We start from the raw sequence: 20,264 nt of genomic DNA on the forward strand, positions 1-20,264 counted from the left end.
GACTACTTCCTCTCGGTCGATGAGGCCGCCACGGGACGGAGCAGGTCGAGGACGTGGGTCCAGTTGTACTCGTCGCGGCCCCCACCGGCCTTGGGCTTGTGCGGGACGTAGTCACCGATCAGGACACCCATCGACCGGAGCCGGGCCAGGCTCTCCCCGTACGCGGGGTGCGCGGCCTGGGCGGAGTTGACGTAGGGCTGGACGGCCACGGGGATGCCGAGGCCGTACGCCTCGCAGAGGATGCCGAGCGCGAGGGTGTCCGAGATGCCGGCGGCCCACTTGTTGATGGTGTTGAAGGTGGCCGGGGCGACGGCGATCGCGTCGGCCGGGGGCAGCGGCTGGGGGATGCTCGGCGTGCGCCAGGCGGAGCGAATCGGGTAGCCGGTCTGGGCTTCGACGGCTTCCTGGTCTATGAATCCGAGCCCGTTCGGGGTCGCGATCACGCCGACTCCCCAGCCCTCGGCATGGGCAGCGGTGATCAGTTCGCCCACTCCGTCGGCGATGCCCGACGCGCAGACGACGACGTAGAGGAACGGCTCGCGGTGCTCGGTCAAACCCGGACTCCCAACTCCTGGCAGAAACGGCGAAGCTCCGGGACAGCACCGCGCCGGTCGCGAGCGGCCAGGTCACCGGCCAGCTCCAGCACGCTGGGCCGTCGGCCGATGTCCTCCGAGGCACAGCTCTCCGCGATCCTGAGCGCATTGCATCCCTCGGCCAGTCTGCCCTGCTGGCTGCAGGCCCGTGCAGCCTCCACCCACTATGCCGCCCGGCGCTCAGGGACCGGGATGCGCCTGCGCATCAGGGGCTGAGCGGCCTCCAGCGCCACTTCGCTCCAGCCGCACCCGCCGCCGACTGAACACCCGCGCATCGTCCCCTTCACTGCGCATGTCCTCCACCGTTCCCCACCATCCACCCCCCACCCACCTGCCGGCGGGTGCCCGCCCCCGCCCTCGGTGCGACAGGCACCACCACGCAACTCCTTCGACCGATGGAGAGGTTCGCTCGGCAGCAGGTTGACGGCCTCTCCCCAAACAGAGCGAGCTCTGCCTGCACTGCCGTAGAGGTAGCACTCCGTGCTCCCGGTGCAGCCGGACGCCCGTACCCCCTCGCTCGCCGCCATCGGACCGCCTGAGACACACGGGCGGACCCTGTGGCGCCGGGGCCCCGACGACACCGAGTCGAACGGCGCGTCGACCTGCAACCGGTCCCGCCCGACGTCCACCGCTCGATCGACGAGGATGCGGCCCACCAGCGGAGCATGCGCGACGACGGCGCTCCGTACCTCCTCAACGTCGGCTACGGCTACGCGTTCGTCAGCCCCGACCACCGCGAGGGCTGCTTCTTCCGGAAGTGTCCGCAAGAGTCTGGCCAGTGCCGAGAATAGGTCGGCACAGGAGTTCGGCCAGTTGCTGCGGCCCGTAGGCGGCGAGCGCCGCGACCGCACTCGTTCGGGACGCGCCGGCCCACAAGCCGCCGTTCGGGACTGCGAAAGGCCGAAGCTCAACGGCGGCGCGGTCGAAAGCCGCAGGCTCGATGTAGCGCATTCCGCCCGTCCCGCAGAGATAGGTGCCGGCACCGACAGCCGAGCAGAGTTCTGCCAGGCGTTGGGAGCGGCCGGCACTCGCTTCGAGGTCGCTGCTGACCACTACCCGGCCGGTCCAGCCGACCATCGACAGGAGCAGAAGTGTGGATTCCTGCGCCACGATCCCCGTCCGGTCGGTGCGTTCGAAGACGTCGAGGAGCCGATCCAACCGTTCCTTGAACGCCGCCCAGTACGGAGCGGTCCGGTAGTGCTCGCGCAGCAGGTCCGCGGTTCGACGGCGGCTGCGCACCGGTTCGGCCATCCGGGCGTCCCGGATCAGGGTCGCTCGCCCTGCCGGAAGGCGAGTGGGGATGCTCAGCCATCGGGTCGGGCCCAGCCTTCCTACTGCCGGTGCGAGGCGGGCTCGGTGCTGGTAGTCACGGCGGGCGAACTGCACGTCGTCCAGGACGATCCACACGTCCGCGGTGAACAACTTGGCGAGCGTGGACAGGCGGGGAAACAGGTTCGGCTGATGAACGGCACACACCAGCCCGTTAGATGATTGAGGGTCAGGTGAGCAACTTGCTGTCGAATCCGTCGGCCAGAAGCCGCTGATACGCGCCACGGACTGTCTCCGGAACATCCTGGGCGACGGCGAACCCGAGCCCCGGGTACTCGATCACCCGCTGGAGGTCGCCCACGAGGCCGTCAATCACGAGAGCGTCGTCGCCGATCGTCTTCACGTAGTCGTTCAGGTTCATCGGGGTCGAGGCGCACACCGCCTCGACCTGCGGCCATACCTGGCGGCATGTGGCGTACGCTCGGCGCTCCATGTACGGCATGCTCACCAGCAGGACCGAACGCACGTCGAGACCGGCAGCCTCCAGAACCTCCCGGGAGAACTGGATGTTCTGCCCGGTGTTGCGGGCCCGCGGCTCCTGGAGGATCGCGTGACCGGGCACGCCGAGCGCGAGGGCGTGCTCGGTGAAGTGCGCGGCCTCCCCGCGGGGGAAGTGCTCCGGCCGGGAGGGGTTCGGCCCGCCGGTGAACACGATCCTGGACACCAGACCGTCCAGGTACAGCGCGGCCGTCTCGGCGGCGACCCCGAGGTCGTGGCAGCCGAGGCCGATCGCCACATCGCACGGTTGCCGCCTGTGCCCCATCTGGTGGTACTCCCAGATCAGAGTGGCGTCCGCCCACTGCCGGTCGGTGATCTCGCGGTGCCGAGTGTCCGCCACGTCGTTCTCCTGCTCACTGGAGGCACGGTGCCCGCTGGAAGCCGGCCCGAATGCCTTGGATGCTCCTCTGCTGGTGGGTCATACCGTACTTGGCCGCCAATGCCTCGGCCCGGTCCAGCAGGGCGAGCCCCTCCCCGGCCGTCGCACGGTCGCTGAGCAGGATGTGCCCGTGAGCAGTGGTCAGCCGAACGTCCTGCATCGGAACCGCAGCGGTCGCGTTCAGCCGCGCGATCTCAATCTGCCGCACCGCCTCCCCCAGGTTCCCCGTCCCCCGATGCGCAAGCGCAAGTTTCTGGTGCGCTGTCGCCCAGTCCTCCACCTCCCCGAGGTTCTCGAACGCCAGGATCGCCGACTCCGTGATGCCGACGGCCTGCTCGTGCAGCCCTTTCTTGTCCAACGCGGTGCCGACCCAAAGGGCCGCCCTGGCCCGGTCCCTCGGACTGAGACGGAAATCGCCGGCCAATTCCGAGTACCGGGACGCCGCCGCATCGAGCTTCCCCGACATTTCCGTGACCACTGCCAGCGATAAGTCCAGCTGCGCGATCCGCCTCGGAATATCGAGTTGGGTGAACAACGACCGCGCCTGGCTGTACGACGCCGAGGCCGACAACGGGCCGAGCAGCACCCCTTGGTCGCGGCGCAGGTCACCCGCGAGTGCGCTTGAACGGGCCAGCAGGTAGAGACCTCGCTCGTCGAGCTCCCGCACGGCCCAGCGCGATCGCCAACGTTCCAGCAGGCTCCCGGCGAACACGAAGTCCTGCCGCGCCGCAGCAAGGACCGCCCGCTCGATGTCCTCCGCCCACGATTCGTACTCCCACGCCCGAGGCCCTGCCTGCATGTCCGCATGCATCGGAGCAGCGGTCTGCTGTGCTACGAGAGTTTCGAAGCGTATCCGGGATCCCGGATCGCACTGCCGCAGCACGGTGTCAAAAATCGCCTGAGTGTCCGGCCGGGGCTGGGTTCCCGCCCCCAGCCTCTCCCAGTTCGTCACCGCCCGCACCGACATGCCGAGGAGTGCAGCGAAGTCCCGCACGGACTTGCGGCATGCCACCCGCAGAGCCTTCGCTTCGAGCCCGGTCCACACGATCACTGCTGCCATCGCCACCTCCTGCTCCGGAAGTCATGGAAGCACCAGAGGTGGTGACGGTGCGCCAGACCTGCCACGGAACTGCCACGGCACGCGATTCCGTGACGTCCCGGGTTTCGGGCAGCCTCGAAGCAGACACCCTCAGCGACCCGGAAGGAAGCGGATGCTGACCGAGCAACTCCCCGTCCCTCAGCCCGTGGTGGTCGGGCTCCTACGTCAAGCCGTCGCTGCGGGACTGCCTCGTCGGCGGGCGCTGGCCGGGGTCCTCGGCGACTTCTGTGAGCGGCGGGAGCTTCGTCTCGCTGAGGTGATCACGGATGACGGCACCGGGCCCGATGCCCTCCTCGCCCGCATCGAGGCGCGAGCCGACCTCTACGCCGTGGTTTTGCCCACGATCGCGCACCTGGGCAGCCACGCCGACGCCGACCGCCGGCTCAGGTGCCTGGCCGACACCGACATACGGCTCCTCGTCGCACGAGGCCCCAGGACCCTTTTCCGCCCCCGAGCGAGTGAGGCGCCCCATGGAACCACGAACCATCACGATGAGGTTTCCGGCCGACCGGGCGAGTATCGGCTCCGTCCGCCGCTGGGCCCAGCAAGTGATCGAGGAACTCGGCCTGGGCAACGATGAGTTGGGCGACTTCGCGGGTGATGTGAAGGTCGTGCTGTCCGAGCTCGCCACCAATGCGGTCGTTCACGGCTGCGGGGGCGGACGGCCGGGTCTGGCACTGAGTGCGGCACTGGGGCTCACCGAGGACGGTGCGCTGCGGGCGTGCGTCAGCGACCTCGGGCCCGGGCGGCCCGAATTGCGGGCGGCGGACGGGGAAGCCGTCAGCGGGCGTGGGCTCGCGCTCGTCCTCGCTCTGACGGACCGGTTCGGCGTCGACTCCCTTGCTGGGGGCGGGAAGTCGGTGTGGGCGGAATTCGACCTGTCCGCCCCGACCCGAGCCACGCCGTTCACTGTGGCCACTGCGGCTGCCACGCGTGCGGACCGGCGTCGGCGGGCGGTGTCGGCTCCATTGCAGGGCCCGGTGGCGCTGGAGCGAATACCGGCGGCGTAACCGCCTGACCCCAGTACCCCCGCCTCGCAGCCACCACACGCCGGCCCGAGACGAGACCGGCGGCTCCGGGTGAACCCCCGGCAACCGGAGCCGCCCACCTTCGCCGGCCTCGGCAACCCGCCAGGTCGGAAACCCGTCACGCCGAAGGGAAATTCGCCGTGCCGCAAACCGTCACTCCGATCTCGGAGGTCCCTCAGCCCCCGCCGCCCCCGCCGCCTCCGCCCCCGGCCCCGCCGACCCCGCAGCCGCCGTACCCGGGCCGGTAGCCCGATCCGGCTCTGGGCCGGGCGCCCTCTCGGCGCCCGGCCCAGAGCCGCCATCTGTCCGACAGACATTGCGCAGCCCTCGGAGGAAATCGTGTCCGTCTTCCCTGAGCACGACCTCACGCCTTCCCAGCCCGTCACGATCGCGCTCAGTGGTCCCGACAACGTCGGCAAGACCAAGCAGATCGGCATCCTGGCCCGGCGCCTCGGCCCCGCCGCCCACGCCACCGGGCCGTTGGACGACTACGACCCGCGCTGGGACGACATCAAGGCCATGGGCATGGGCACCTGGTGGTTCGAGCGCGGCCCGATCCAGGAGGTCGCCGACGTCCTCGCCAGCTCCTACCTGGAGCGCTCCCGCAGGCCGGCCTCGGCGCCCGTGCGCCTGATGGACCGGGGCATCCCGATGCTGGAGGCGTCGCTGGCCGCCACCGTCGCGGTACGCGAGCGTCTCAGCCCCGACGAGGCCGCGGACCGCGCCCGCAAACTGCTCGACGCCTACGCCGCCGACGCGCGGGCCGCCGAGGCCGCCGAGCACGGCATCGTGCTCCTCCACGACGACGACCCGGTGATCGGCACTTCCCGCAGCCTCTCCCACGAGCGGCACGTCACCCCGGCCTACGCGGACTACCAGCGGCACCTCCACCTGCAGACACACCGACTCGTCGCCGAGCGCAGGTGGGCGGAGACCATCGTGGTCGGCGAGCGCCGGGTCATGGCCGTCCAGGACGACATCCGCCAACGCCTGCACCCGGTCGCCCCGCTCGTGCCATCCCGCGCCCTGCCGGGGGTTCGGGTGGTCGCGCTCGGCGGCATGTCGGAGAGCGGCAAGAGCACGGCCGGCGAGTACCTGCGGGTCAGGCACGGATACGCCCGCCTCAAGATCGGCTACCTGATCGAGGCCGCCGCCCAGCACGCCGGCATCGCCGACCCGTACGCGATCCCGGCCGTCGTGAGGGCCGAGCTGCTGGTCGACGGCCTCGACCGCTACTGTGCGGCCCACCACTTCCTCGACCACGTCACCATCGAGTCCCTGCACGACCAGGACGCGACCGCCGAGTTGCGACGGATGCTCGGTGACCAGCTGACCGTCGTCTACGTCGACGCTACGCCGGGAATCCGTGCCGAACGCGGCACCGCCGGGCCTGAGGACGTGGTCAAGCGCGACGCCGTCAAGGCCCGCCGAGGCGCGGCAGGGATCGCCTTGCTCGCGCAGGAGGTCATCGACAACGACCACAGTCGCCTGCACCTGGAGCGCCGCCTCGACGGAATTTCCCTGGCCCGCCGCTGGCCGCTGCGTAGGCCGGCCACCACGCCGGTGAACACGCTGGGGCTGCCCGTCCACTTGGAGTCCTACCTGTCCGAGCTGCTGGACCGCACCACCGTCCAGGTGCCGCCCGTCATCGACCTCCTCGCCGTGACCGGCAGCGGCGCCCGAGGCAAGTACCAGCACGGCTGGTCCGACCTGGACGTCTTCGTCGTCGCCGAGCAGGACAGCCTCCCCAAGCTCCGCCGCGCCCTCGCCGAACTCGAAGCCGAACTCGGCGACGTCAAGCTCGGCCTGACCGTACTGACCCAGGACGAGTGCCGCACCGGGGCGGTCACCTCCCGCCTGCTCCACGTCCTCATGCTGATCGGCTCCGGCTCCCTCGCGCCGCTGTGGTGCCGCCCTGGCCTGGCCCTGCCCGCTCCGGACACGGCCGACGACGTGGCTGCCAGCGTCGAGGCCGGCGTGCAGGCCGCCATCGAGATCCGCCGCCAGCTCCTCAAGGGAGCCCCCGACCTGCGCACCCTGTTCAAGATCACCGCCCTGCTGGCCAAGGTGATGCTCCGCTTCGAGGGCACCGAACGCGCCTCCGACGACGACGCACTGAGGATCTTCCTCGGCCGTGAGCCCACCACGGACGCCGACCTTCGCAGCCAGGCCCGCGACGACCGCGGAAAGGCGGTGGACCTGGCCAACACCGTCCTCGGCCACTGGCTGGCCACCATCGCTCTGCCGACGAGCCGCGCATGAACGGCCCCGCCGCCTCGGTCCCGGCCTTCCGCAAGATCCTCGCCCCCGCCGCAGCGGAGGCCGAGGTCCGGGGCTGGCAAGCCACCGCCCGTACGCTGCCGGTGCCCCAGCTTCTGGGCCGCAGCAGGACAGCCGACAGGCACGTCGTGGCCTACGAGGACGTGTTCGCCGTCGGCCGGTGCACCATGCTGCTCGGCGACGTCATCGCCACCGCCGACCGGCACCAGAGCGCCCTGCCCCGCGTCACCGCGCTCATCGACACCGTCTGCGACAGCCTGCTCGCCGCAGTCGCCGACAGCGGTCGAACCGCACCGCTCTCGGACTGCGTGCCCGGCCTCTACTTGGACCGCATCCGCCCCGGCGGGCGGATCGACACCTGGTACCTGTCCGGCCAACTCGCCGTCCCCGCCCCACGCACCGACCAGCCGCTGCCCGTGCACGCCCTCACCGGCCACATCCTCGTCGTCAACGGCGTCCCGATGCGGCTCGACCTGCCCGCCATCATCTGGGAAGCCCGCGAAGCGCTCTGCTCCACCCGCACCTGGGTCACCGCCCTCACCCAGGGCGACCCGACCGAACCGAACATCGCCGACCCGCTGTGCTGGCTCGACTTCGAGTACGCCGGCCGCAATGCGCTCGCCGGGGAAATCGCCATCCTCCTCTGGTACTTGCTGGGCATGGGCGGCTGGCTCGTACCGACCTACCAGCCCGACGTGTACGCCCGCACCCTGCCGCTGCACCTGCCGCCGGTCACCACCCCGCACCTCGAATACGTCGGCCACGACGCGCGCCACCGCCGCCTTGAAGTCCGGTACACCTGGGCGGTCGGTGCCGGGCGCCAGGCCGCAATCGACGGCTTGCTGAAGCGAGTTCGCGCCGACCTCGCCCCCGCCGCCGGGCTGGACCCGGACCGCTTCCTCGCCCAGATCCGCCACTTCCTCACCCTGCGGATCCTCGGCGTGATCCCACCCGGCCGCCTCACCGGCCACGGCCTCCTTCTGCTCCTGGCCAAGCTCGCCGAGACCCAGCAGCCCGAGACCATCTGCGAGACCTTCACCCGCACCCAGCCCGCACCGGACACCGGCCCCGACGATCGGATGGACGATGACCACACCCACACCGCTTGACCTGCCCATCGCCGCCCTCCCGCTCCAGGGCCGGGTGGCCCTGGTCACCGGCGGGGCCACAGGGATCGGCGCCGCGATCAGCCGAGCCCTGGCTGCCGCCGGAGCCGCCGTCGCCGTCAACCACCTCGCGCAGATCCGCCAGGCACGCACCGTGCTCGCCGACGTGCGGCGCGAGGGCCTGCACGGCATCGAGGTCAGCGCCGACCTCACCGACCCGAACGCCGTCGCCGCGCTGGTCAGTCAGGTCGAGTCCGAACTCGGGCCGGTCGACGTTCTCGTCAACAACGCGGGCGCCTACCCGCGCATCCCGTGGGACGAGCTCGGCGAGGACGAGTGGGCGCGCGCCATCGAGTCCAACCTGACTATCCACTACCGAACTTGCCGGGCCATCAGCCCTGGCATGGCCGATCGCCGATGGGGCCGGATCGTCAACATCGGCAGCGTCAACGCCCGTGCCGGCCGCCCCGGACTCACCGCCTACAGCACCGCCAAGGCCGGACTCCTCGGCCTCACCAGGTCGCTGGCCAGGGAACTTGGACCGGCTGGGATCTGCGTGAACACTGTCGTACCCGGAGCCATCCAGGTCGAGGCGGAGAACGACCTGCCCACCCGCCACCGAGCCCGCCCCGAGGACCAGATCCGCCGCCAGTGCGTCCAGCGCCGAGGCCGCCCCGAGGACGTCGCCGCCGCGGTCGCCTTCCTCGCCGGCCCCAGCGCGTCCTTCATCACCGGCCAGTCGTTGCACGTCGACGGCGGTTGGCTTCTCCACTGACCCTCCCGTCCGACCGAAACAGGAAGCAGGCCACTATGCAGCACCGAGTCCGTGCCGTCCTCCTCACCCCGAACGACACCACGCTGCTGATCAAGCGCATCCGACCCGGCATCGACCCGTACTGGGTGATCGTCGGCGGCAGGATCGAACCGACTGACGTCAGCCCCGAGGATGCCCTCCTTCGCGAGGTCCGCGAGGAGATCGCGGGCGAGGCCGAGATCGTCAGCCTCCTCCACACCATCGAGACCGCCGACGAGCGCCAGGACTTCTACCTCGCCACCATCAAGAAGTGGAGCTTCGAGGACCGCACCGGCCCGGAGTTCAACCAGGAAGGCCGGGGCGAGTACCTCCTCGAAGAGATCCCCCTGACCACCGACGCCCTCGACACGGTCAACCTCCTGCCCCAGGACTTCGCGGCCGTCCTGCGCGAGGCCATCGAGCGCGGCGAACTCCTCGCCGCCCGGTAAGCCCGAAAGCAGCCGGAGGGACTCAACCGCCTGACCGCCCATTCGCAATGCCCAACTATCCGTCAGGCCGACTTTCATGAAGGCTCGGCACTGGCCGGATGGGGCCCTCTCGCTTCCGGGAGGACTTCCGCGCCTGGGACTCCCGCAGGAGTCCCAGGCAGCGGCGTTTCCGCCTAATCGTTACAGGGCTTCCAAGCATCGGTACCGATCTCGACGCCGAACGGCTCCGACAGGCGGACGGATTCCCCGAACTTCCATTCGCCCAAGGACTCGTACGTGCCCTTGGCCTTGTCGGGTGCGCCGAACAGGGTGGCTCCGGGCTGCCGTGGGTCACGGTCGACCAGGAGGTAGTACGGCACTCCTGTCCTCGCGTAGCCGCTCCACTTCGTGGGCTTGATCTGGCGGCCGAACATGGGCCGGCGGTCGTGGCGGTCGTTGGACGAGGAGGTCACCTCGACGACGAGCGCCAGATCGTGCGGGTGCAGGTGCAGGACGTCGTCTGCCCGCTTCTCCGCGTCGACGTCCTTCTGCACGACCACCAGGTCGGGGACGTAGCCGTCGCCGATCTCCAACAGGTCCAGGTTGACGGCCTGCACGGCTCGCCACTGGAAGCCCGCGTCGACGAACCACGCACGCTCGAAGCCCCGCTGGATGTCCGAGAGGATTCCTGCGTGGGCATACACCGGTGCCGGTGACACGACGATGTCCCCTCCGACCACCTCGACCCGCGTGCCGTCGTCCGGGAGCCGGAGGTACTCCTCCAGCTCTCCCCGGACCCACATGGCGTACGGCGAGTCAGGTAGGAGCAACTGCGCGAACGCAATGACCGGCATGACTTCGCTCCCTCCGAGGTCGCGGCACCAGCCTGGCCGCCCAGTCGCAGATATACCACTGCCGCACAAACGAATCGGCGCCGCGTGCCGCCCGGCCAGGCGGCACGCGGCCGCGCCCGGGGCGGGCACCCGCCGGGAGGCGGGTGGGGGGTGGATGGTGGGGAACGGCGGGGAACCTGCACAGCAAAGCAGAAGACGCGCGGGTGTAAACACCGCTGCCCGGGACTTCCGCAGAAGTCCCGGGCAGCGGCGGAAAGCACAGACAGCGATCAGACGTTGAAGCCCAGCGCCCGCAGCTGGTCGCGGCCGTCGTCGGTGATCTTGTCCGGGCCCCACGGCGGCATCCAGACCCAGTTGATCCGCAGGTCCTGGACCAGGCCGTCGGTGGCGGTCTTGGCCTGGTCCTCGATGACGTCGGTCAGCGGGCAGGCCGCCGAGGTGAGCGTCATGTCGATGGTGGCCACGTCGGACTCGTCGATGTGGATGCCGTAGATGAGGCCCAGGTTGACGACGTCGATGCCCAGTTCGGGGTCGACGACGTCCATCAGGGCCTCGGTCAGGTCCTCGACGGAGACGGTGCCGGCGGTGGTGCCGACGATGAGGCCGGTCGGCTGCTCCTCCGTCGTCGTGGCGACGGTGTCCGCGACGGCGTCCGTGACGGTGTCCGCGGCGGTGTCCGCAGCGGAGGGGGTTTCGTCAGTCATGGTCATTCCTCCTCTGCGGGATCAGTCGTTCACAACGGGGTGCTGGGCGAGCGCCTGGGCGGTGGCGTCCTTCCAGGCCATCCAGCTGAGCAGGGCGCACTTGACCCGGGCCGGGTACTTGGAGACGCCGGCGAACGCGACCGCGTCCTCCAGCACCTCCTCGTCGCCCTCGCCCTGGCCCTTGCTCTGCATCAGCTCCAGGAAGGCCTCCTGGACCGCCTGCGCCTCGCCGACGGTCTTGCCGACCACCAGGTCGTTCAGCACCGAGGCGCTGGCCTGGCTGATCGAGCAGCCCTGGGACTCGTACGAGACGTCGGTGACCGTCGCGCCGTCGAGCTTCACCCGCAGGGTGATCTCGTCGCCGCACGTCGGGTTGACGTGGTGCACCTCGGCGTCGCCGTCCCGCAGCCCCTTGCCGTGCGGGTTGCGGTAGTGGTCCAGGATGATGTCCTGGTACATCGAGTCGAGCTTCATGATCGTCCTGCCCTGTCCCGTCAGCCGAAGAAGTTCCGGACGTGGTGCAGGCCGTCGATCAGCGCGTCGACCTCGCCCGGCGTCGAGTACAGGTAGAACGACGCCCGCGTGGTCGCCGGAATTCCGTACCGCAGGCAGACCGGCCGCGCGCAGTGGTGTCCGACGCGCACGGCGATGCCCTGCTCGTCCAGCACCTGGCCCACGTCGTGCGGGTGGATGTCGCCGAGGGTGAAGGAGATCGCGGCTCCGCGGTCCACGGCCGTGCGCGGGCCGATGATCCGCAGGTCGGGGACCTCCAGCAGACGCTCCACCGCGTACTTGGTGATCGCGTGCTCGTGCGCCGCGATCTTCTCCATGCCGATCGCCGACAGGTAGTCGATGGCCGCGCCGAGCCCGACCGCCTGGGCGATCGGCGGGGTGCCGGCCTCGAACTTGTGCGGCGCCGGGGCGTAGGTGGACGAGCCCATGGTGACGGTCTCGATCATCTCGCCGCCGCCGAGGAACGGCGGGAGGTCCTCCAGCAGCTCCTGGCGGCCCCAGAGCACGCCGATGCCGGTCGGGGCCAGCATCTTGTGCCCGGTGAAGGCGACGAAGTCGGCCTCCAGTGCCTGCACGTCCAGCACCATGTGCGGGGCGGCCTGCGAGGCGTCGATGACGACCAGCGCGCCGACCGACTGGGCCTTGCGGACGATCGTCTCGACCGGGTTGACCGTGCCCAGCAGGTTGGAGACCAGGGTGAAGGAGACCACCTTGGTCTTCTCGGTGATCAGCTCGTCGATGTTCGACAGGTCGAGCCGGCCCTCGTCGGTCAGCCCGAACCACTTGAGCTTCGCACCGGTGCGCTGCGAGAGCAGCTGCCACGGGACGATGTTGGAGTGGTGCTCCATCTCCGTGATCACGATCTCGGAGTCGGCGTCCACCCGGTACGGCTCATCGGCCCAACCGAGCATGTTGGCAACGAGGTTGAGCGACTCCGAGGCGTTCTTGGTGAAGATCACCTCGTTGCGGCTCGGCGCGTTGACGAAGGCCGCGACCTTGTCCCGGGCGCCCTCGTACAGCGCCGTGGCCTCCTCGGCGAGCACGTGCACGCCGCGGTGGACGTTGGCGTTGTGCCGCTCGTAGTAGCCGGTCAGCGCTTCGAGCACCTGCCGCGGCTTCTGCGAGGTGGCCGCGTTGTCCAGGTAGACCAGCGGCTTGTCGTCGTGGAGCAGCCGCTGCAGGACCGGGAAGTCCTTGCGGATCGCGTCGGTGTCGAGCAGGCCGGCCTGGCCCGTAAACGGATGCGTCACTCGGACGCGCCCCCCTTCACATACGCCTCGTAGCCCTCGTTCTCCAGCTTGTCGGCCAGCTCGGCGCCGCCGGACTCGACGATGCGGCCGCCCGCGAAGACGTGGACGTGGTCGGGCTTGATGTACCGCAGGATGCGGGTGTAGTGGGTCACCAGCAGGGTGCCGACCTCGCCGGTGGAGCGGACCAGGTTGATGCCCTCGGAGACGATCCGCAGCGCGTCGACGTCCAGACCGGAGTCGGTCTCGTCGAGGATCGCGATCTTCGGCTTGAGCAGCTCCAGCTGGAGGATCTCGTGGCGCTTCTTCTCACCGCCGGAGAAGCCCTCGTTGACGTTGCGCTCGGCGAACGCCGGGTCCATCTGCAGGGCGGCCATCGCCTCCTTGACCTCCTTGACCCACAGCCGCAGCTTGGGGGCCTCGCCGCGGACGGCGGTGGCGGCGGTGCGCAGGAAGTTGGAGACCGAGACGCCGGGGACCTCGACCGGGTACTGCATGGCCAGGAAGACGCCCGCCTTGGCCCGCTCGTCGACGGACATCTCCAGGACGTCCTCGCCGTCCAGCAGCACGGTGCCGCCGGTGACGGTGTACTTGGGGTGGCCGGCCAGCGAGTAGGCCAGGGTGGACTTGCCGGAGCCGTTCGGACCCATGATGGCGTGGGTCTCGCCCTGCTTCACGGTCAGGTCGACGCCCTTCAGGATCTCGCGCGGGCCGTTCTCGGCCTCGACGGAGACGTGCAGGTCGCGGATTTCAAGGGTTGCCATGTGTACTCAGGACTCCTGGTTGACGGAGACGAGCACATCGTCCCCTTCGATCTTTACGGGGTAGACAGCGACCGGCTTGGTGGCGGGCAGGCCGGAGGGCTTGCCGGTGCGCAGGTCGAAGCTGGAGCCGTGCAGCCAGCACTCGATCATGCAGTCCTCGACCTCGCCCTCCGAGAGCGAGACGTTCGCGTGCGAGCAGGTGTCGTTGATCGCGAACACCCCCTCGTCGGTGCGGACGACCGAGACCGGCACGCCGTTGAGGTCCACGCGCTTGGGCACGTCCTCCTGGAGGTCGCTCAGCGCGCAGGCACGGAGGAAGCTCATCGGGATCAGACCGCCGCTTCGAGCTCGGCGTCGATCTTCTCCATGAGCTGCTCCTGGACCTCGGCCACGCCGATCTGCTGGAGCAGCTCGGCGAAGAAGCCGCGGACCACCAGGCGGCGGGCCTCGTCGGCCGGGATGCCGCGGGCCATCAGGTAGAACAGCTGCTCGTCGTCGAAGCGGCCGGTCGCCGAGGCGTGGCCGGCGCCGACGATCTCGCCGGTCTCGATCTCCAGGTTCGGGATCGAGTCGACCCGGGCGCCGTCGGTGAGCACCAGGTTCCGGTTGAGCTCGTAGGTGTCGGTGCCGACCGCGGCGGCGCGGATCAGCACGTCGCCGACCCAGACCGCGTGGGCGTCCTGGCCCTGCAGCGCGCCCTTGTACGCCACGTTCGACCGGCAGTGCGGCGTGTCGTGGTCGATGACGAGGCGGTGCTCCAGGTGCTGGCCCGCGTCGGCGAAGTACAGGCCGAACAGCTCGGCCTCGCCGCCGGGGGCGGCGTAGTTGACCCGCGGGTGCAGGCGGACCAGGTCGCCGCCGAAGGTGACGACCACGGACTTGAACGAGGCGTCCCGGCCGACCAGCGCGTTGTGCTGGGCGACGTGGACGGCGTCCCGGTCCCAGTCCTGCACGGAGACGAGGGTGAGCTTGGCGCCGTCGCCGACCAGCAGCTCGACGTTGGCGGCCCGGGTGCCGGTGCCCTCGTGGTTGAGCACCACGACGGCCTCGGCGAACGGCTTGACGTCGATCACCACGTGGGCGAAGCGGACCCCGCCCTCGGCGCGCACGTCGATCCGGACCGGCTCGGTCAGCACCGCGTCCTTGGGGACGGTGACGACCAGCGCCTGCTCGAAGGCGCTGAACGCCTGCGCGGCGACCCGGTCGACCGGCGTGCCGGCCTTGCCCAGCCGGGCGTCGTCGCGGCCGACGGTCTCGGCGGTGACGCCGTCCGGCAGCGCGAGCTCGACCTTGTCCTCGCCGCGCTCGCCCTCGACGGCGGTGCCGTCGTGCAGCCCGCCGAGGCGGTGCAGCGGGGTGAACCGCCAGTCCTCCTCGCGGCCGGTGGGCACCGGGAAGTCGTTCACGTCGAAGGACGGCTTGACCGCGACGCGCGCGTCGATCGGCTGCTGGACGGTGGCCCGGCCGGTGCCGGGCCCGGCGAGCTGCGCGCCCGCGCCCGCGGTGCCGACCTCGATCGAACCGGCGGTGGTGGAGCCGGTGGTGTTCTGAACGTCAGCCATGGCTGTTCGTAGTGCTCTCTTCCTCAGGAATTCCGGAGTTCCGGATGGCGGCGGTGGCGGCTGGTCGTCAGCCGACCGCGCCCTCCATCTGCAGCTCGATCAGCCGGTTGAGCTCCAGCGCGTACTCCATCGGCAGCTCGCGCGCGATCGGCTCGACGAAGCCGCGGACGATCATCGCCATCGCCTCGAACTCGGTCATGCCGCGGCTCATCAGGTAGAACAGCTGGTCCTCGCTGACCTTGGAGACGGTCGCCTCGTGGCCCATGGACACGTCGTCCTCGCGGACGTCCACGTACGGGTAGGTGTCCGAGCGGGAGATCGTGTCGACCAGCAGCGCGTCGCACAGCACGTTGGACTTGGCGCCCTTGGAGCCCTCGCCGATCTCGATCAGACCGCGGTAGGAGGTCCGGCCACCGCCGCGCGCCACCGACTTGGAGACGATGTTGGACGAGGTGTTCGGCGCCATGTGCACCATCTTGGCGCCGGCGTCCTGGTGCTGGCCCTCGCCCGCGAAGGCGATCGAGAGGGTCTCGCCCTTGGCGTGCTCGCCCATCAGGTAGACGGCCGGGTACTTCATGGTGACCTTGGAGCCGATGTTGCCGTCGACCCACTCCATGGTCGCGCCCTCGTACGCCACGGCGCGCTTGGTGACCAGGTTGTAGACGTTGTTCGACCAGTTCTGGATGGTCGTGTAGCGGCAGCGGCCGCCCTTCTTGACGATGATCTCGACGACCGCGGAGTGCAGCGAGTCGGAGGAGTAGATCGGCGCGGTGCAGCCCTCGACGTAGTGGACGTAGGCGTCCTCGTCGACGATGATCAGCGTCCGCTCGAACTGGCCCATGTTCTCGGTGTTGATCCGGAAGTAGGCCTGCAGCGGGATGTCGACGTGCACGCCCTTCGGCACGTAGATGAACGAGCCGCCGGACCACACCGCCGTGTTCAGCGCGGCGAACTTGTTGTCGCCGGCCGGGATGACGGTGCCGAAGTACTCCTTGAAGATCTCCGGGTGCTCGCGCAGCGCGGTGTCGGTGTCCAGGAAGATGACGCCCTGCTCCTCCAGGTCCTCGCGGATCTGGTGGTAGACGACCTCCGACTCGTACTGGGCGGCGACACCGGCGACCAGGCGCTGCTTCTCCGCCTCCGGGATGCCCAGCTTGTCGTAGGTGGCCTTGATGTCCGCGGGCAGGTCCTCCCAGGACTCGGCCTGCTTCTCGGTGGAGCGGACGAAGTACTTGATGTTGTCGAAGTCGATGCCGGTGAGGTCGGAGCCCCAGGTCGGCATGGGCTTCTTGCCGAACAGCTTCAGGCCCTTGAGCCGGAGGTTCAGCATCCACTCGGACTCGTTCTTCTTCGCGGAGATGTCGCGGACGACCTCCTCGCTGAGCCCGCGCTTGGCCGCGGCACCGGCGGTGTCCGGGTCGGCCCAGCCGTACTCGTAGGTGCCCAGGCCTTCGAGCTCCGGGTGCGAAACGGTGTCAGTCATGCGAGCTTCCTAACGCGCGGACGCTGAATCTTCGGTGGACGCGGAATTTTCATGTACTGGCAGTCGGCGCCGCATCGGAGCCGTGGCCCGCGGACCGCTGGGCGGGCGACGATGCGGCACCGGGTGCCGGCACATAGGTGGTGCAGACCCCGTCGCCGTGGGCGATGGTGGCCAGCCGTTGCACATGGGTGCCCAGGAGCTGGGAGAAGACCTCGGTCTCCGCCTCGCAGAGCTGCGGGAACTGCTCGGCGATGTGCGCGACCGGGCAGTGGTGCTGGCAGAGCTGGGCGCCCGCCGGGGCCTTGGCCACGGCCGACGGGACACGCCGCACCGTGGCAGCGTACCCGTCCGCGCTCAGCGCCTGGGCCAGGGCCTCCGGGCGCTGCTGCGCCTCGGTCTGCCGCAGGGTCTCCAGGTACTTCTCGGCCTGCTTGCCGAACCGGGCGCGGGCGAAGGCGGCGACCGCCTCCTCGCCCGCCTCGCCGCCGCCGACGGAGTCCGCGATCCAGCGCAGCGCGTCGGCGGCGAGCTGGTCGTACGCCTGGTAGAAGGCGTCCCGGCCGGCGTCGGTGAGGGCGAAGACCTTGGCGGGGCGACCGCGGCCGCGGCTGCCGTAGACCCGCTGTTCGCGGGACTCGACCAGGCCGGCGGCGGTCAGTCCGTCCAGGTGACGGCGGACGGCGGCGGCGGTGAGGCCGAGCCGGGTCGCCAGGTCTGCGGCGGAGGAGGGGCCGTGGTCCAGGATCGACCGGGCGACCCGGTCCCGGGTGGCGCGGTGGCCGTCCAGCAGCACCTCGGCCGCGGTCACGGGCACGTCGCAGCCGGGGGCCGACTCGGCCTCCTGCTGCGGGGTGTGCTCGCGCATGTTTTTCACAACACCAGTGTTGCGTAATTCCTTCCGACAGGACAAGCCGTGATCCAGGCCTCACTCGTGTCATCTGTCACGCAGGTAAGCCTTACCTGACCTGCGGAAATGATCACCAAGGCCGGTGTCGGGCCCGTCCGTTCGGCCCTCTTAGACTCGCCGGTATGCATTCCGAACCCGCGGTCCAGGTCGCCGGGCTGGTCAAGCGCTACGGCGACAAAAGCGCGGTGGACGGTCTTGACCTGACCATCACCAGCGGCGCGATCACCGCCGTCCTCGGCCCCAACGGCGCCGGCAAGACCACCACCATCGAGACCTGCGAGGGCTACCGCCGCCCCGACGCCGGCACCGTCCGCGTCCTCGGTCTCGACCCGGTCACCCAGAACGAGGCGCTGCGACCCCGGATCGGCGTGATGCTCCAGTCCGGGGGCGTGTACGCGGGCGCGCGCGCGGTCGAGATGCTGCGGCACACCGCCAAGCTGCACGCCCACCCGCTGGACGTGGACGCCCTGGTCGAACGCCTCGGCCTCGGCTCCTGCGGCCGCACCACCTACCGCCGGCTCTCCGGCGGCCAGCAGCAGCGGCTCGCCCTGGCGATGGCCGTGGTCGGCCGCCCCGAGCTGGTCTTCCTGGACGAGCCCACCGCCGGGCTCGACCCGCAGGCCCGCCGCGCCACCTGGGACCTGGTCCGCGACCTGCGCCGGGACGGCGTCACCGTGGTGGTCACCACCCACCACATGGACGAGGCCGAGCAGCTCGCCGACCACGTCGCCATCGTCGACCGCGGCAAGGTCATCGCCGGCGGCACCACCGAGGAGCTCTGCCGCGACGGCGCCGAGGACGCCCTGCGCTTCGACGGCCCGCCCGGACTCGACCTCGGCCCGCTGCTCGCCGAGCTGCCCGCGGGTGCCACCGCCGTCGAGACCGCCCCCGGCAGCTACCGGGTCGGGGCTCCGCTCGAACCGGCCCGACTGCTCGCCGCCGTCACCGCTTGGTGCGCCTCCGCCGGTGTGCTGCCCGAACGGCTGGCCGTACAGCGCCGCAGCCTCGAAGACGTCTTCCTCGACCTGACCGGACGGGAGCTCCGCTCGTGACCACCCCTACGGACGCGACCGCCACGACGGCCGTGACCGCCGCGGACTACTCCCCGAAGCCGGGCGCGGCGCCCGTCGGCCGGATGCTGCTGGCCCAGACCGCCTTCGAGACGAGGATGCTGCTGCGCAACGGTGAGCAGCTGCTGCTCACCGTGGTCATCCCCACCGTGCTGCTGGTGCTGTTCTCCGCCGTCGACGTGGTCGCCGTGGAGGGCCCCGGCAAGCGGGTCGACTTCCTGGCGCCCGGCCTGCTCGCGCTCGCCGTGATGTCCACCGCCTTCACCGGGCAGGCCATCGCCACCGGCTTCGAGCGGCGCTACGGCGTGCTCAAGCGGCTCGGCGCCAGCCCGCTGCCGCGCTGGACGCTGCTGACCGCCAAGACCGGCTGCGTCCTGGTCACCGAGGTGCTGCAGGTCGCCCTGCTGTCGGTGATCGCGCTGGCGCTCGGCTGGTCCCCGCACGGCAACCCGCTGGCCGTCGCCGCCCTGCTGGTGCTGGGCACTGCCGCCTTCTCCGGGCTCGGCCTGCTGATGGCCGGCACCCTCAAGGCCGAGGCCACCCTGGCCGCCGCCAACCTGGTGTTCATCCTGCTGCTGCTGGCCGGCGGGGTGATCGTGCCGCTGAGCAAGTTCCCGGACGCCGTGCGGTCGGTGCTGGAACTGCTGCCGATCTCGGCGCTCTCCGACGGCCTGCGCTCGGTGCTCCAGCACGGCGCCGGGGTGCCCTGGTCGGACCTCGGCGTCCTGGCCGCCTGGTCCGTGCTGGGGCTGGCCGCGGCCGCCCGGTTCTTCCGCTGGGAGTGACTCCGGTGGGAGTGACTCCGGCCCGAACGACCCGACGCCCCCGGCCCGTTGAGGCCGGGGGCGTCGCTGTTTTCGACTGACGGATCGTCAGCTCTCGCTGTTGCCACGGCGCTTGCGGGCCACCAGCACCAGCGCGCCGCCGACCAGCAGCACGCCGGCGCCGGCCGCCGCGATGATCGGGGTGGCGTCGCTGCTACCGGTCTGGGCCAGCGCCGGGGCACTGGGCGCGGGCGCCGCCGGGGCGACCGTGGTCCTGCTCGGGGTGGGCGTGGGGGTGGCCGTGGGGGTCCTGCTCGGGGTGGGCGTCGCCGACGGGGTGTCGGTCGGCGTCGGGGTGGGGGTGGGCGTCTTGGTGGGGGTCGGAGTGGGCGTCGGGGTCGGGGTGTGACACGGCGCGATGGTCTTGGTCTCGTCGATGTTCCAGCCCTTCTCGGCCGGGGTCTCGGTGGTCTTGACCACCAGGTGCGCCGTGATCGGGGCGTCGTGGTCCTTCACCGGGAAGGTGCCGTGGAACTCCGCCGGGAACTCCTTGGCGTCCAGGAGCTTGTCGTCGCCGATGGTGAGGCTGACGGTGTTCTTCACGTCAGGCTTGGGGCTGTAGTTGATCAGGTCGATCACGACCTTGTCGCAGGTCGTCGACCAGGTCGGAACGTGCGCCGAGGCGTTGGTGGCCAGCGCCAGCGGCAGGAGAATTCCGGCCGCCGCCGTACCGGCGAGTGCCGCCGCGCCCATCCGAGTGTGCCGCTGCTGTCGCGCCATTACCCTGTTCCCCTCCGAACGGTCTTGCGCAGCAGGCGTGTTGTGGGTGGTTCGCGGGGCCCGCCACGTCGTGTCCGGGGACT

The 20,264-nt window shown here is 70.4% G+C and carries 21 protein-coding genes and 1 pseudogene; 7 read left to right on the forward strand and 15 right to left on the reverse strand.

All coding sequences use genetic code 11. From position 1 onward, the window contains the following. Window positions 1-2 precede the first annotated feature (2 nt). The 5 genes and pseudogenes from ABTZ03_RS06095 to ABTZ03_RS06115 form a co-directional block, all read right to left on the reverse strand. Window positions 3-554, reverse strand: a complete 552-nt coding sequence (locus ABTZ03_RS06095) for a flavoprotein (protein ID WP_350511653.1) — start codon at window positions 552-554, stop codon at window positions 3-5. Continuing rightward, window positions 551-838 (reverse strand): annotated as a pseudogene (locus tag ABTZ03_RS06100) (helix-turn-helix domain-containing protein); the annotation flags it as partial. The gene ABTZ03_RS06095 and the pseudogene ABTZ03_RS06100, both read right to left, overlap by 4 nt. A gap of 475 nt (window positions 839-1,313) precedes the next feature. Continuing rightward, the gene (locus tag ABTZ03_RS06105; protein WP_502894394.1) at window positions 1,314-2,165 is read right to left on the reverse strand and encodes a WbqC family protein; all 852 of its coding nucleotides are present in this window, start codon (window positions 2,163-2,165) and stop codon (window positions 1,314-1,316) included. After that, window positions 2,092-2,685, reverse strand: a complete 594-nt coding sequence (locus ABTZ03_RS06110) for a YdcF family protein (protein WP_350511807.1) — start codon at window positions 2,683-2,685, stop codon at window positions 2,092-2,094. The genes ABTZ03_RS06105 and ABTZ03_RS06110 overlap by 74 nt, the downstream gene beginning before the upstream one ends. An 88-nt stretch (window positions 2,686-2,773) precedes the next feature. Continuing rightward, the gene (locus ABTZ03_RS06115; protein ID WP_350511654.1) at window positions 2,774-3,859 is read right to left on the reverse strand and encodes a hypothetical protein; all 1,086 of its coding nucleotides are present in this window, start codon (window positions 3,857-3,859) and stop codon (window positions 2,774-2,776) included. 509 nt (window positions 3,860-4,368) lie between these two features. Between ABTZ03_RS06115 and ABTZ03_RS06120 the strand changes: the two genes are divergently transcribed. The 5 genes from ABTZ03_RS06120 to ABTZ03_RS06140 all read left to right on the forward strand — a co-directional run bounded on the left by ABTZ03_RS06120 (window position 4,369) and on the right by ABTZ03_RS06140 (window position 9,554). Continuing rightward, complete coding sequence (locus tag ABTZ03_RS06120; protein ID WP_350511655.1) at window positions 4,369-4,908, forward strand: ATP-binding protein; 540 nt, start codon at window positions 4,369-4,371, stop codon at window positions 4,906-4,908. 357 nt (window positions 4,909-5,265) lie between these two features. Then, the gene (locus ABTZ03_RS06125) at window positions 5,266-7,188 is read left to right on the forward strand and encodes a nucleotidyltransferase domain-containing protein (protein WP_350511656.1); all 1,923 of its coding nucleotides are present in this window, start codon (window positions 5,266-5,268) and stop codon (window positions 7,186-7,188) included. Next, on the forward strand, window positions 7,185-8,315 hold the full coding sequence (locus ABTZ03_RS06130) for a hypothetical protein (protein ID WP_350511657.1): 1,131 nt from the start codon (window positions 7,185-7,187) through the stop codon (window positions 8,313-8,315). Before ABTZ03_RS06125 ends, ABTZ03_RS06130 begins: the two co-directional genes overlap by 4 nt. After that, on the forward strand, window positions 8,293-9,087 hold the full coding sequence (locus ABTZ03_RS06135; protein WP_350511658.1) for an SDR family NAD(P)-dependent oxidoreductase: 795 nt from the start codon (window positions 8,293-8,295) through the stop codon (window positions 9,085-9,087). Before ABTZ03_RS06130 ends, ABTZ03_RS06135 begins: the two co-directional genes overlap by 23 nt. 35 nt (window positions 9,088-9,122) lie before the next feature. After that, the gene (locus ABTZ03_RS06140) at window positions 9,123-9,554 is read left to right on the forward strand and encodes an NUDIX hydrolase (RefSeq protein WP_350511659.1); all 432 of its coding nucleotides are present in this window, start codon (window positions 9,123-9,125) and stop codon (window positions 9,552-9,554) included. A 173-nt stretch (window positions 9,555-9,727) separates the two neighbouring features. Here the strand turns inward: ABTZ03_RS06140 and ABTZ03_RS06145 are convergent, their stop codons facing one another. The 9 genes from ABTZ03_RS06145 to ABTZ03_RS06185 form a co-directional block, all read right to left on the reverse strand. Continuing rightward, a complete protein-coding gene (locus ABTZ03_RS06145) occupies window positions 9,728-10,387 on the reverse strand; it encodes a Uma2 family endonuclease (protein ID WP_350511660.1) in 660 nt (219 codons plus the stop codon). 269 nt (window positions 10,388-10,656) lie between these two features. Beyond that, window positions 10,657-10,986 carry a metal-sulfur cluster assembly factor gene (locus ABTZ03_RS06150; RefSeq protein WP_031065274.1) on the reverse strand — a complete coding sequence of 110 codons (330 nt, stop codon included), beginning with the start codon at window positions 10,984-10,986 and terminating at the stop codon, window positions 10,657-10,659. A gap of 126 nt (window positions 10,987-11,112) precedes the next feature. Beyond that, window positions 11,113-11,565: a Fe-S cluster assembly sulfur transfer protein SufU gene (gene sufU / locus ABTZ03_RS06155; protein ID WP_350511661.1), complete on the reverse strand. Its 453-nt coding sequence runs from the start codon at window positions 11,563-11,565 to the stop codon at window positions 11,113-11,115. A gap of 20 nt (window positions 11,566-11,585) precedes the next feature. Next, on the reverse strand, window positions 11,586-12,854 hold the full coding sequence (locus ABTZ03_RS06160) for a cysteine desulfurase (protein ID WP_350511662.1): 1,269 nt from the start codon (window positions 12,852-12,854) through the stop codon (window positions 11,586-11,588). Beyond that, window positions 12,851-13,615, reverse strand: a complete 765-nt coding sequence (gene sufC, locus ABTZ03_RS06165) for a Fe-S cluster assembly ATPase SufC (RefSeq protein WP_350511663.1) — start codon at window positions 13,613-13,615, stop codon at window positions 12,851-12,853. The genes ABTZ03_RS06160 and sufC overlap by 4 nt, the downstream gene beginning before the upstream one ends. A 6-nt stretch (window positions 13,616-13,621) precedes the next feature. After that, a complete protein-coding gene (locus tag ABTZ03_RS06170) occupies window positions 13,622-13,939 on the reverse strand; it encodes a bifunctional 3-phenylpropionate/cinnamic acid dioxygenase ferredoxin subunit (protein WP_350506658.1) in 318 nt (105 codons plus the stop codon). A gap of 5 nt (window positions 13,940-13,944) precedes the next feature. Next, entirely contained in the window at window positions 13,945-15,177 is a 1,233-nt protein-coding gene (gene sufD, locus ABTZ03_RS06175; RefSeq protein ID WP_350511664.1) for a Fe-S cluster assembly protein SufD, read from the reverse strand. 67 nt (window positions 15,178-15,244) lie between these two features. Next, window positions 15,245-16,660, reverse strand: a complete 1,416-nt coding sequence (gene sufB / locus ABTZ03_RS06180; protein WP_350511665.1) for a Fe-S cluster assembly protein SufB — start codon at window positions 16,658-16,660, stop codon at window positions 15,245-15,247. 49 nt (window positions 16,661-16,709) lie between these two features. Next, a complete protein-coding gene (locus ABTZ03_RS06185) occupies window positions 16,710-17,525 on the reverse strand; it encodes a helix-turn-helix transcriptional regulator (RefSeq protein ID WP_350511666.1) in 816 nt (271 codons plus the stop codon). A gap of 164 nt (window positions 17,526-17,689) precedes the next feature. Here ABTZ03_RS06185 and ABTZ03_RS06190 point away from each other — a divergent pair, with 164 nt between their 5' ends. Together ABTZ03_RS06190 and ABTZ03_RS06195 are read left to right on the forward strand one after the other, a co-directional pair. Then, window positions 17,690-18,619 carry an ABC transporter ATP-binding protein gene (locus ABTZ03_RS06190; RefSeq protein WP_350511667.1) on the forward strand — a complete coding sequence of 310 codons (930 nt, stop codon included), beginning with the start codon at window positions 17,690-17,692 and terminating at the stop codon, window positions 18,617-18,619. Window positions 18,620-18,702: 83 nt separating this feature from the next. After that, complete coding sequence (locus ABTZ03_RS06195) at window positions 18,703-19,422, forward strand: ABC transporter permease (protein WP_350511808.1); 720 nt, start codon at window positions 18,703-18,705, stop codon at window positions 19,420-19,422. An 87-nt stretch (window positions 19,423-19,509) separates the two neighbouring features. On the opposite strand, the gene ABTZ03_RS06200 is transcribed toward ABTZ03_RS06195, so the two are convergent. Then, window positions 19,510-20,181, reverse strand: coding sequence for an LAETG motif-containing sortase-dependent surface protein (locus tag ABTZ03_RS06200; protein ID WP_350511668.1), 672 nt, complete (start codon window positions 20,179-20,181; stop codon window positions 19,510-19,512). Between the last annotated feature and the right edge of the window lie 83 nt (window positions 20,182-20,264).

The organism is Kitasatospora sp. NPDC096077, assembly GCF_040303245.1.
GTDB lineage: Bacteria > Actinomycetota > Actinomycetes > Streptomycetales > Streptomycetaceae > Kitasatospora.

What these genes read in the sequence shown, in the direction of transcription:
- ABTZ03_RS06105 (WP_502894394.1), bottom strand. Translation starts at nt 2,165, where the DNA reads ATGTTCCGGAGACAGTCCGTGGCGCGTATCAGCGGCTTCTGGCCGACG.
- ABTZ03_RS06110 (WP_350511807.1), bottom strand. Translation starts at nt 2,685, where the DNA reads ATGGGGCACAGGCGGCAACCGTGCGATGTGGCGATCGGCCTCGGCTGC.
- ABTZ03_RS06115 (WP_350511654.1), bottom strand. Translation starts at nt 3,859, where the DNA reads ATGGCAGCAGTGATCGTGTGGACCGGGCTCGAAGCGAAGGCTCTGCGG.
- ABTZ03_RS06120 (WP_350511655.1), top strand. Translation starts at nt 4,369, where the DNA reads ATGGAACCACGAACCATCACGATGAGGTTTCCGGCCGACCGGGCGAGT.
- ABTZ03_RS06130 (WP_350511657.1), top strand. Translation starts at nt 7,185, where the DNA reads ATGAACGGCCCCGCCGCCTCGGTCCCGGCCTTCCGCAAGATCCTCGCC.
- ABTZ03_RS06135 (WP_350511658.1), top strand. Translation starts at nt 8,293, where the DNA reads ATGACCACACCCACACCGCTTGACCTGCCCATCGCCGCCCTCCCGCTC.
- ABTZ03_RS06140 (WP_350511659.1), top strand. Translation starts at nt 9,123, where the DNA reads ATGCAGCACCGAGTCCGTGCCGTCCTCCTCACCCCGAACGACACCACG.
- ABTZ03_RS06145 (WP_350511660.1), bottom strand. Translation starts at nt 10,387, where the DNA reads ATGCCGGTCATTGCGTTCGCGCAGTTGCTCCTACCTGACTCGCCGTAC.
- sufU (WP_350511661.1), bottom strand. Translation starts at nt 11,565, where the DNA reads ATGAAGCTCGACTCGATGTACCAGGACATCATCCTGGACCACTACCGC.
- sufC (WP_350511663.1), bottom strand. Translation starts at nt 13,615, where the DNA reads ATGGCAACCCTTGAAATCCGCGACCTGCACGTCTCCGTCGAGGCCGAG.
- ABTZ03_RS06170 (WP_350506658.1), bottom strand. Translation starts at nt 13,939, where the DNA reads ATGAGCTTCCTCCGTGCCTGCGCGCTGAGCGACCTCCAGGAGGACGTG.
- sufD (WP_350511664.1), bottom strand. Translation starts at nt 15,177, where the DNA reads ATGGCTGACGTTCAGAACACCACCGGCTCCACCACCGCCGGTTCGATC.
- sufB (WP_350511665.1), bottom strand. Translation starts at nt 16,660, where the DNA reads ATGACTGACACCGTTTCGCACCCGGAGCTCGAAGGCCTGGGCACCTAC.
- ABTZ03_RS06185 (WP_350511666.1), bottom strand. Translation starts at nt 17,525, where the DNA reads ATGCGCGAGCACACCCCGCAGCAGGAGGCCGAGTCGGCCCCCGGCTGC.
- ABTZ03_RS06190 (WP_350511667.1), top strand. Translation starts at nt 17,690, where the DNA reads ATGCATTCCGAACCCGCGGTCCAGGTCGCCGGGCTGGTCAAGCGCTAC.
- ABTZ03_RS06195 (WP_350511808.1), top strand. Translation starts at nt 18,703, where the DNA reads ATGCTGCTGGCCCAGACCGCCTTCGAGACGAGGATGCTGCTGCGCAAC.
- ABTZ03_RS06200 (WP_350511668.1), bottom strand. Translation starts at nt 20,181, where the DNA reads ATGGCGCGACAGCAGCGGCACACTCGGATGGGCGCGGCGGCACTCGCC.